This window comes from Cryobacterium sp. MLB-32, assembly GCF_000738085.1.
GTDB lineage: Bacteria > Actinomycetota > Actinomycetes > Actinomycetales > Microbacteriaceae > Cryobacterium.
Genome location: NZ_JPRS01000137.1, coordinates 1 through 1,025 on the forward strand (window position 1 = coordinate 1; position 1,025 = coordinate 1,025).

Consider the following 1,025-nt stretch of genomic DNA (forward strand, 5'->3'; position numbering starts at 1 on the left):
TCGTGCTGCGCGGCATCGACGCCCTGAAGACCTTCGACCTTCTGTACGCCACGAAGGGTAAGGGCGGCGGCTCGTTCCACGAGGTCGAGACGCTCAACATCTACGCCTTCGGCCTGAGCTTCGACTACAACGACTACGGGATCGCGTCCACGGTGCTGATCCTGTTCTTCCTTCTCATCATCGCGATCATGTGGGCACTCACCTATCGCAGAAAGGCGGACCGGTCATGACCGCGACACTGGAAACTCGTCCCGTCCTCGAGACACCGCGACCGGTCGTTACATCTTCACGTCGCCGCAAACCGCGCGCCTACAAGATCTTCCGAGTGGTCGCGCTCACCCTGGTCGTCCTGCTTTTCATCGCCCCGCTGGCCTGGATGGTCATCGCATCCCTCAAAACCAACGTCGACATCTATGACGCGAGTAAGACGGTGTTCTTCACACCGACCCTCGACAACTACGACAACGTGCTCAGCCGCAACAACTATTTCGGATTCATCTTCAATAGTTTCTGGGTCGCATTGCTGTCCACCATCTTCTCCCTGCTCATCGGGGTTCCGGCCGCCTATGCCATGAGCCGTTTCACCATGCACCGCTCCGCGCTGGTGGTTCTCATGGCGCGCATCATCCCCGGCGTCAGCCTGCTGGTGCCGTGGTACTTCATCTTCGCCAACATGCGCATGGTCGGAGGGTTCGGCGTGCTGATCCTGTCCCACATGTTCGTCGCGCTGCCGCTGATCGTGTACATCATGATCAGCTATTTCGACTCGACGCCTCTCGAATTGGAGGAGCAGGCGCAGGTCGACGGACTCACCCACATCGGGGCATTCCTCCGCATCACTCTGCCGTTGTCGGTTCCCGGACTCGCGACCGCTGGCATCCTGTCGTTCATCTTTTCGTGGAACAACTTCATGTTCGCCCTCGTGCTCTCCGGCGCGAATACCAAGACCCTCCCGGTGGCGATCTTCAACTTCGTGTCGTACGCCAGCATCGACTGGGGCAGCCTGATGGCCGCGGCCGTCGTGG

General features: G+C 59.8%; 1 protein-coding gene and 1 pseudogene. Both read left to right on the plus strand.

Annotated elements, in window-relative coordinates:
• Positions 1-230 (plus strand): annotated as a pseudogene (locus JF66_RS23650) (sugar ABC transporter permease); the annotation flags it as partial.
• Positions 227-1,025: carbohydrate ABC transporter permease (locus tag JF66_RS13085; RefSeq protein ID WP_051973517.1), on the plus strand; the 799-nt coding region annotated here is incomplete at its 3' end. The pseudogene JF66_RS23650 and the gene JF66_RS13085, both read left to right, overlap by 4 nt.